General features: G+C 60.7%; 9 protein-coding genes and 1 tRNA gene. 3 read left to right on the top strand and 7 right to left on the bottom strand.

The features are described 5' to 3' along the window. Positions 1-1014, bottom strand: a 1014-nt coding sequence (locus I5W_RS18105) for a nitrate- and nitrite sensing domain-containing protein (RefSeq protein WP_044530273.1), incomplete at its 3' end; no start/stop codon positions are given. A 317-nt stretch (positions 1015-1331) separates the two neighbouring features. Continuing rightward, positions 1332-1421 (bottom strand) — tRNA-Ser (locus I5W_RS18100). Positions 1422-1685: 264 nt separating this feature from the next. Between I5W_RS18100 and I5W_RS18095 the strand changes: the two genes are divergently transcribed. Further along, a complete protein-coding gene (locus I5W_RS18095; protein ID WP_044530272.1) occupies positions 1686-3578 on the top strand; it encodes a GGDEF domain-containing protein in 1893 nt (630 codons plus the stop codon). A 108-nt stretch (positions 3579-3686) separates the two neighbouring features. Here the strand turns inward: I5W_RS18095 and serS are convergent, their stop codons facing one another. Further along, complete coding sequence (gene serS, locus I5W_RS18090; RefSeq protein WP_044530271.1) at positions 3687-4988, bottom strand: serine--tRNA ligase; 1302 nt, start codon at positions 4986-4988, stop codon at positions 3687-3689. Between the two features lie 171 nt (positions 4989-5159). Between serS and I5W_RS18085 the strand changes: the two genes are divergently transcribed. Further along, positions 5160-5783 (top strand): anaphase-promoting protein, encoded by a 624-nt coding sequence (locus tag I5W_RS18085; protein ID WP_252717097.1) that lies wholly within the window; start codon positions 5160-5162, stop codon positions 5781-5783. A gap of 3 nt (positions 5784-5786) precedes the next feature. On the opposite strand, the gene I5W_RS18080 is transcribed toward I5W_RS18085, so the two are convergent. Then, on the bottom strand, positions 5787-6728 hold the full coding sequence (locus I5W_RS18080) for a LysR family transcriptional regulator (RefSeq protein WP_044530269.1): 942 nt from the start codon (positions 6726-6728) through the stop codon (positions 5787-5789). 93 nt (positions 6729-6821) lie between these two features. On the opposite strand from I5W_RS18080, the gene I5W_RS18075 reads away from it, so the two are divergent. Continuing rightward, positions 6822-7466, top strand: a complete 645-nt coding sequence (locus I5W_RS18075) for a serine-tRNA(Ala) deacylase AlaX (protein WP_044530268.1) — start codon at positions 6822-6824, stop codon at positions 7464-7466. A 21-nt stretch (positions 7467-7487) separates the two neighbouring features. Here the strand turns inward: I5W_RS18075 and I5W_RS18070 are convergent, their stop codons facing one another. From I5W_RS18070 to I5W_RS18060, 3 genes are all read right to left on the bottom strand, one after another. Beyond that, the gene (locus tag I5W_RS18070) at positions 7488-7958 is read right to left on the bottom strand and encodes a toxin-activating lysine-acyltransferase (RefSeq protein WP_252717096.1); all 471 of its coding nucleotides are present in this window, start codon (positions 7956-7958) and stop codon (positions 7488-7490) included. A 16-nt stretch (positions 7959-7974) separates the two neighbouring features. Continuing rightward, entirely contained in the window at positions 7975-8424 is a 450-nt protein-coding gene (locus I5W_RS18065) for a toxin-activating lysine-acyltransferase (protein ID WP_159106136.1), read from the bottom strand. A gap of 23 nt (positions 8425-8447) precedes the next feature. Further along, positions 8448-8833: hypothetical protein (locus I5W_RS18060; protein WP_044530266.1), on the bottom strand; the 386-nt coding region annotated here is incomplete at its 5' end.

Below are 8833 nucleotides of genomic sequence, written 5' to 3'. Positions count from 1 at the left end.
CAGCAACTGGAAGAACAGGCAGGCGATCAGCGTCAGGCTCACCACCAGCACCAGCAGATTGCGCGCCCGCAAGTTGTGGCTTTCAGCCCGTTCCATGAGATCAGCCAGCAGCAGGTCGCGCAGGTCGGTGATGGCGACCATCTGGGGGACGTAGAACTTGAACAGGTCGTCGGGCGTGACGCTGTAATTGCCCGAGTTCAGCCCGGTCTGCAACAGGAAATCAAGGAACTGGAAGGCGCCGTCGAAATACTCCTTGTCCATCCGGTCCTGGGCGGCAGCGAATTCCGGGCTATTGGAATAGGTCGCCATCTGGGCCCCGATGAAGCTGCGCAGCAATTCGATGCGGCCATACAGGCTGCCGATTTCGATGACTTCATCCTTGGTCAGTTGACGGCGCGCGATCAAGGGCGCCACGAAGCGTGAGCCGACCTGCCCGGCATACTCGCGCAGGCTGGCCGCTGCACGCACCGCTGCCAGACCATCACGCAAGCTGGGGTCGGCACGGTCGACTTCATTACCCAGTTCACTGACCACCCGGATCATCGGCGGCATCAGGTCCACCATGCTGCCCACTGCCGCCAGCACCAGCACGTCGCTGCGATCCTGCTGCGCCAGCCCGGCAACGTGGTCGACATTGGCACGCGCCGCCCCCAGGCCTTGCTCGACGGTGCGCACCTTGTCCATTGCCCACGACTGGCGCAGTCTTGCATCGGCCTCCAGTACCCCATGCAAGGCGGCCAGGGCGGCATCCGTCTGGCTGCGCGCGCGCGCCATCTTTTGCTGCAAGTCCTGGGCCTGTTGTACCGATGCGCCCATGATGGCATTGGCCGAGCCGCGCTCGGCCGAGACCTTTTCCATGGCTTGCAGCGCCAAGCGCAGGTGGTGCAAGGCCGGCACGCTCTTGGCGCCGCTGCGATAAGTGCTCCACTCCGTCCATACCAAGGCCATCGCAAATACCAGGAACAGCATCAGCAAGGCAACGGAAATGAGCCGGAACAGACGATTCAAGGACATGAGGAGCCCGCTACGAAGGCAAATGTATGGGACGAATATAACAAGCCGACACCTTGGACGGCAGGACAATTTGGCGAGCGGGATGAACAACAAGACCGATGCATCGTGGCCACGCCATCGAATCGGATGATACGTCCCACTCAATGGGACGAACTTGACGCAGACCGGTGTCTCCCCCTCAAAAAACACCGGGCAACCAGTACTGCCTGCGGTTGCATCGACTCACACCGGCACCGCCGCCGAATCGACAGACAAAAAAATAAGGCCCTGAAAATTCAGAGCCTTATCTCTACAACTGCCACAACTGATGAGCCAACTGGCGGAGAGGGTGGGATTCGAACCCACGGTACGGGAAACCGTACGCCTGATTTCGAGTCAGGTACATTCGACCACTCTGCCACCTCTCCGGTTAACTTCGGTCGTTTCACTGCGTGGTGCAGCAAAGACAGCGACTATAGCAGAATTATTTTCAGAGTGGAACTATTTTTTGAAAAATCTTTAAAAAAATTATCTTCCCGCCATCGAAATTCATTCGCAATTGACAGCATGAATAAGCCTTCATCCACAAAATGGAAAGTATGAATTGCTTATCATCATCTTGTCATAAATCACTTCTAGCATCGGTAAACTATTTGCCGTTCTTTGGAACTTTCAGACCCCGATCCAGCCAAATGGCGCCCCTATCCAGCACAACCTTCCCGCTCGGCGCAGAAGTCGTCGACCTGATCGCCCGCGCCTCAGGTGCGGCCCTGCGCGGCGCCGATGATCCGATGCTCTCGCTGCTGCACGAGATCATTGCCCAGCGCAAGCTGTCGGCCCTGTTCCAGCCCATCGTGCGGATGCGCAATGGAGAAATCCTGGGCTATGAAGGATTGATCCGGGGTCCTTCCAATACGCCCCTGCATTCGCCCTTGTCATTGTTCAAGGTGGCGCGCGCGCACAACCTGTCGGTACAGATGGAATACCTGTGCCGGCACATCGTGCTGACCCGCTTCGCCCAACTGAGCTTGCCGGGCAACCTGTTCCTCAACGTCTCGCCGGGCGCGCTGATGCAGCCCGAGGCGATCCAGGGCGAGACCCTGCGCTACCTGGAAAAGCTAGGGGTGAACCCGCAGCGCATCATCATCGAGCTCACCGAGAACGAGCCCACCTACGATTACGCCCTGTTGCGCAATGCCGCCATGCATTACCGCGACATGGGTTTCCAGATCGCCATCGACGACCTCGGCGAGGGGTTTTCCAGCCTGCGCCTGTGGTCCGAGCTGCAGCCGGAATACGTCAAGGTCGACATGCACTTCGTGCAAGGCATCAACCACGATCCGATGAAGCTGCAATTCGTGCGCTCGATCCAGGAGATTGCCGAAAAATCCGGCTCCATCGTGATTGCCGAAGGCATCGAATCCCAGGCCGAGTTGCTCACCATCCGCGACCTCGGCATTGCCTGCGGCCAGGGCTACCATATCTCGCGCCCCCTACCGGAGCCACCCATGTCGATCCCGGATGATGTCTCCAAGACCCTGCGCCGCGACAAGGTGCCGCTTGCCGCCAACAAGTACGGCCCCGGCAAGCGCAGCGCCACGGTGGCCAAGCTGCTGCGCGAGACCCAGTACGTCAGCCCCGAGGTGACCAATGACGCGGCCTACGACATGTTCGTCAACGACCCGCAATTGCAGGCCCTGCCGGTGGTCAGCAATGGCTTGCCGATCGGCCTGATCAACCGCTACAGCATGGTCGAACGCTTTGCCCGCCTGTATGGACGGGAGCTGTACGGCAAGCGCTCCTGCGCCTTCTTCATGGATCCCAACCCGATCCTGACCGAACAGGACACCAGCCTGCAGGACTTGTCCAACCTGCTGGTGCAGGCCGAATCGCACCACCTCTCCAACGGCTTCATCATCACCGACCGCGGCCAGTACATGGGCCTGGGCACCGGCCACGACCTGCTGCGCGAAATCACCCAGATGCAGATCGACGCCGCGCGCCACGCCAACCCGTTGACGCAATTGCCGGGCAACGTACCCATCAATGACCACATCGAATACCTGCTGCACAGCGGGGTGGAATTCTGCATCTGCTATTGCGACCTGGATCAGTTCAAGCCCTTCAACGACGTCTACGGCTATCGCAAGGGCGACGATATGATCCAGGCCACGGGCCGCCTGCTGCAACAGGCCTGCGACCCCAACCTGGACTTCGTCGGCCACATCGGTGGCGACGATTTCCTCATCATGTTCCAGAGCGAAGACTGGGAAAAGCGCTGCCGCACCATGCTCGACAACTTCACGGCCGAGACACGTGGCCTGTACTACGACGAAGACGTGCAGCGCGGCGGCTACTTCACCGAGGACCGCCAGGGCAACCGGATCTTCCACCCACTGGTCTCGGTCTCGCTGGGCGCAGTGAAGATCGAACCTTCGCAATACTCTTCCCCGCACCAGATCGCCTCGGCCGCCACCCGCGCCAAGAAGCAGGCCAAGAAGATCCAGGGCAATAGCCTCTTCATCGAACGCCGCATCCCGGCCACCTTCTCCTGGGCGCTCAAGGACGGCGAGCCAGGTCGCTGAAGAAAACGTTTCCGCAGCCCAGGTGAGCGGCGCAAAAAAACGGCTGCCCCCTTTCAGAGGCAGCCGTTGTGGCCTGCACAGACCAAGCGGGTCAAGCGAATCAAGGCATCAGACGCCCGGCACCAGCTTGCTCACGCCTCCCATGTAGGGTTGCAGGACTTCAGGAATATCCACGCTGCCATCGGCCTGCTGGTAGTTTTCCAGCACCGCCACCAGCGTGCGGCCCACGGCCAGGCCCGAACCGTTCAAGGTATGCAGCAGTTCCGGCTTGCCCTGGGCATTACGGAAGCGGGCCTGCATACGGCGCGCCTGGAAGGCTTCGCAGTTGGAGACCGAGGAGATTTCACGATAGGTGTTCTGGGCCGGCAGCCAGACCTCGATGTCATAGGTCTTGGCCGCGCCAAAGCCCATGTCGCCGGTACACAAGGTGATGACGCGATACGGCAGGCCGAGCTTCTTGAGGATGGTCTCGGCGTGGCCCAGCATCTCCTCCAGGGCTGCGTAGGACTGCTCGGGATGGACGATCTGCACCATTTCCACCTTATCGAACTGGTGCTGGCGGATCATGCCGCGGGTGTCGCGACCATAGGAACCGGCTTCCGAGCGGAAGCACGGCGAATGGGCGGTAAACTTCATCGGCAGCGCATCACCAGCGACGATTTCATCCCGCACGAAGTTGGTCAGCGGCACTTCGGCCGTGGGGATCAGGTACAGCGCGGCATTCTCGGCCTCGCCTTCCTGTCCGCCCTTCTTGGCCGCGAACAGGTCAGCCTCGAACTTGGGTAACTGGCCGGTGCCGCGCAGGCTGTCGGCGTTGACGATGTAGGGGGTATAGCACTCGGTATAGCCATGCTCCATGGTATGGGTGTTCAGCATGAACTGCGCCAGCGCACGGTGCAGGCGAGCAATGCCCCCCTTGAGGACTGCGAAGCGCGAACCGGTGAGCTTGGTGGCGGTATCGAAGTCCAGGCCCAGCGGTGCGCCGACATCGACATGATCCTTGATCTCGAAATCGAACTGGCGGGGCGCGCCCACCTTGCGCAGTTCCACGTTGCCGTTTTCATCATTGCCCACCGGCACCGACTCGTGCGGCAGGTTGGGCACCGCCTGCAGGAACAAGGTCATCTGCTGCTGCACTTCATCCAGGCGGGTCGCCGAGGCCTTCAACTCATCGCCGATGCCGTTGACTTCGGCCATCACTGCCGACGCGTCTTCGCCCTTGCCCTTGAGCATACCGATCTGCTTGGACAGGCTATTGCGCTTGCCCTGCAATTCTTCAGTACGGGTCTGGATCTGCTTGCGCTCGGCTTCCAGCGCATTGAAGCCGGCCACGTCCAAGACGAACTTGCGGGCCGCCAGGCGGGCTGCGACATTGTCGATGTCTTTACGGAGGAGTTGAATGTCGATCATGGGAAGAAAATACGATAGGGTTGGAGCTCGAAACCGCGATTGTACCAAGACCCGCGCCCGCCACGGGCTTCCCGTGCGCCCCACCGGCAAGAAAATTACGCCGCCGGTAGCCGCCGCCCTCGCCGCGGGTTACCATGCGGGCCATTCCTGCATTCCAGAGATCCCTTATCCATGTCCGACCAGCCCGATCCCCGCCCGCCGCGTGAAGTCCCCGTCCTGTTCTCCCTGCTGGGCCTGGTAGCCGCCTTGGCCGCCGGGCTGTGGGCCGGCATCCATTACATGTCCAACGATGCCAGCCTGTTCTATGGGCTCATCGCCGGCCTGTCCTTCGGCGCCGCCTTCGCCTTTGGCCAGCAGATCAAGAACCGCCTGGTCCCGCCCAAGGTACGCAAGACCGACTGGCGGGTGCAGGCGCCGGGCGCCGCCGAATTGTCGCCGGCCAAGCACGCAGCACAGCAGGCGCGCGCCATCAGCGTGGAATTCGATGATGAAGAAATCCACACCATGGTACGCGGCGCCAAGCGCGAAGGGATTGCCTGGAATGAAGTGCGCGAGGTCACCATCCGCATCAGCGAAGGCAGCGTGCCGCAGCCGCAGTGGATCCTCGCTGGCCAGACTGCCGAGGGCAGCAAGAGCGTGCTGGTCCCCAACGATGCCGAAGGTCTGGAAGCCTTGATGGAGGCCATGAAACTGCGCCTGCCGGGCTACGACGACGAGCGCAACTACGAGACCGTGATTACCGCCATGTCGGCCATGGAAGGCAGCTTCCATGTCTGGAGCCGCCCCGCGGCCTGATCCCTAGGCCCGCCCCGCGCCGCCCAGGGTCGGCTCCTCGGCCAGGCGCTGCGCCAGGAAATTGACGAAAGCCCCGAGCCTGGGCGGCAAATGCCGTGTGGCCGGATACAGCGCCCACAGGTCACCGCAGTAATGCGTGCGGAAGGTCCACTGCGGCAGGACCTGGACGATACTGCCCGCCTCCAGCGCCGGCCGGGCGATGAAATACGGCAGGCTGCCGATACCGATGTGGCGCAGCACTGCATCGAGCCGCACCCCGGTATGGTTGGCCGCATAACGACCGCGCACCTCGACATGGACCGCCTTGCCGTGCCGACGAAAACGCCACTGCGCATCGGCCGGCGCCTCCCCCAGATAGATGCAGCTATGCGCCTTGAGCGCCTGCGGATGGGTCGGTGTGCCATGCGCCGCAAGATACGCGGGCGTGGCGCAGAGCAGATGGTCGATACGCATCAGGCGGCGCCCCATCAAGCCCGGCGGCGGCTTGTCGGTGATGCGGATGGCCAGGTCGACCTGGTCGTCGATCAGATCCATGTAGCGGTCCTCCAGCCTCAACAGCACATCGACCTCAGGATAACTTGCCAGGAAATCCGGCACATGCGGATGCACCAGGTAACGCCCCACCGCCTTGGGCACGCTCACCCTCACCTGCCCTTGCGGCACGGCCTCGAAGGAACCCGATACGGCCAACACCGCCTGGGCGGCATGGAGCATATCGCGGCAGCGCTCGTGGATCTCGCGCCCGCTCTCGCTCAGCCGCAGCTTGCGCGTGGTCCGCTGCAACAATTGCGTGCCCAGCGCCTTTTCCAGACGGGCGATGGCGCGGCTGATGGCAGACGGTGTGGCGCCCAGCTGGCGCGCCGCTTCCGAGAAACTGCCGGTCTCCACTACCTTGGCGAAGACCGCCATTTCATTCAACAAGGCGATGCTTTGATTTGTGCTCATGGCGCAAAGAATATTTGCTTCGACGGCGGATTATCGCAACTTTGCACGAGCGATACAATTTCCCGCTACCGCTGCAAGCTAGAAAGGCAAGCCATGACCGAACGTCTATACCTGACCCAGCCAGCCCTCTGTGCTGATATCGAAATCTTGAGTTGCACCCCGCTGGAGGATGGCCGCCACGCCGTGCGCCTGTCGGCCACGCCATTTCATCCGCAAGGAGGCGGACAGCCCAGCGATGTGGGCTGGCTGGGCGAGGTGGAGGTGCTACGGGTGGTCAGCGAAGGCGACGACATCCTCCATTACACCAACGCTGCGGTCGCGCCTGGCCCTGCCGTAGCGAGGGTCGATGCCCAACCACGCCAATTGCATACCCGGCTGCACTCGGCAGGTCACGTGATCGGTCATGTGATGGCGCAACTGGGATGGAAGCCGACCAAGGCCCATCACTGGCCGGGTGAAGGGCGGGTCGTGGGCGTGAGTGTGGGTGTAGGCGGCGAAGCTGCGCAGGAACTTGAGGCAGAAGAAATCGAGCGCCGCTGCAATGCGCTCCTTGCGCAAGACCTGGCGTGCGTGCTGTCCTTGGAGGCCGGCTTGCGCACGATCGGCTTCGGCGACCTGCCGGCCTATCCTTGCGGCGGCACGCATGTGGCCACGCTGGGGGAGATCGGCAAGATCGGGATCGAATCGGTGCGCGTCAAGAAGGGGGAGGTTTCGATTCGCTATGATGTCGCGGCTTGAAACCCATCCTGACTCGTTTCTTCACTCTGTGGATTTGGGAAAAGGCCCGAACGAAGCGGTACGCACTCGTCCTGAATGTGCGCCAATCTCCTTTATTTCATGCCAATGCGCCAGGGTATCTCGCGGGATTATTTTTCTCAGACCCAATAACAATTCCCCAAGATATTCCGAACCCAGCATTTCCATGAACCATAAGCAATGGCCGCTATTCCATTGCTCCGGCGCGATATAGCATTGCGAATGGCGATACCGCTCGGATAACTCCTCGCTTAACCAAGCCCAATTAATGAAAGCAACGGCTTTACCTTGCTTACGGAGAATCAGATACTGATGCGTCCATAGAGAGGGGAAGATACGCGCACGGAGGATGGCCAGCGGATAGTGGGCCTGCACCTTGGATCGTTGAGCCAAGGCGAGAACATCTCCGAAATCAGCCATCCATTGTTCAAATACTGCCGGGGATGGCGCGGCCAAACCATCGGTGTGGATCAAGGAACTCATTGGAACATCATCTCCCTGGCCGTAACGACTGCAGCATCTCTACTCCTGGCAAGTCCTCAACGGCGACGCCGACATGCCAATGCCCTTTGCCATTTCCCGCGCTGGGATCATGCCAGCATAGCTTGGGTTGCGCGATTCCCCGCTCAATGAAGATCTGTGCCACCAATTGACCCAGAGCGGCATCACATCCAAACGGTCGAACCCAGAAATCCAGCCAGAGATGATCTTCAAGAGATGCAGCCTCGGCAGAGAAATCATTTCCACAATGGCGCCGGATGCATTCCCAAATCTCCGGGGATGGTTTGCGCCAGATCAGCCAGGCCACCGGCTTGCCTTGGCGGTGCAAGATATTCAATTGCCCCACCTGAAGTGCTGCCTCCAGCCTGACCAGAAAATCAGCCGTGGTGAGCCGGTTATGGGTGGTGCCAATTGCCGCCATCCATCCCAGCAGGCCCAAGGCGGTGTTATCTCGTGGGGAACTCATGCCTGTAACACCGAAGTACTATTGATGCGCAAACCACGCGCGAGCGTGTCGTAAAGCGAGGCGACATCATTGGTAGCGAGGATCGACGCGCTGTCGCTGGGCACCGTAGGCGCCCATAGCGTCGGCGCAGCGCCACTATATGCAGAAAGACTGCGTAGATCGATAGCGGTGACGCCACTGGCATGGCGAAGCTCAATATGATCCGCGCCTGTTCCTATACCATCGACTACGATATCCCCGTATTTCTTACCTGCTTGAATCACGCTGAGGGTGTTGCTGCCGACGTCGAAATACAGACTGTTCGTCGTAATGGCGTCTTTACTTCCATACGCCGCCAGTTGTTCGGCGTGGATAATCAACTTGTCCGCCTCCACACTATGGT

This window comes from Herbaspirillum sp. B65 (genome assembly GCF_000333555.1).
GTDB lineage: Bacteria > Pseudomonadota > Gammaproteobacteria > Burkholderiales > Burkholderiaceae_D > Herbaspirillum > Herbaspirillum rubrisubalbicans.
This window is presented reverse-complemented; position numbering and strand designations above follow the sequence as displayed.

Coding starts and splice junctions, on each gene's coding strand:
- I5W_RS18075 (WP_044530268.1), top strand. CDS start 6,822: ATGACCGAACGTCTATACCTGACCCAGCCAGCCCTCTGTGCTGATATC.
- I5W_RS18095 (WP_044530272.1), top strand. CDS start 1,686: ATGGCGCCCCTATCCAGCACAACCTTCCCGCTCGGCGCAGAAGTCGTC.
- serS (WP_044530271.1), bottom strand. CDS start 4,988: ATGATCGACATTCAACTCCTCCGTAAAGACATCGACAATGTCGCAGCC.
- I5W_RS18080 (WP_044530269.1), bottom strand. CDS start 6,728: ATGAGCACAAATCAAAGCATCGCCTTGTTGAATGAAATGGCGGTCTTC.
- I5W_RS18085 (WP_252717097.1), top strand. CDS start 5,160: ATGTCCGACCAGCCCGATCCCCGCCCGCCGCGTGAAGTCCCCGTCCTG.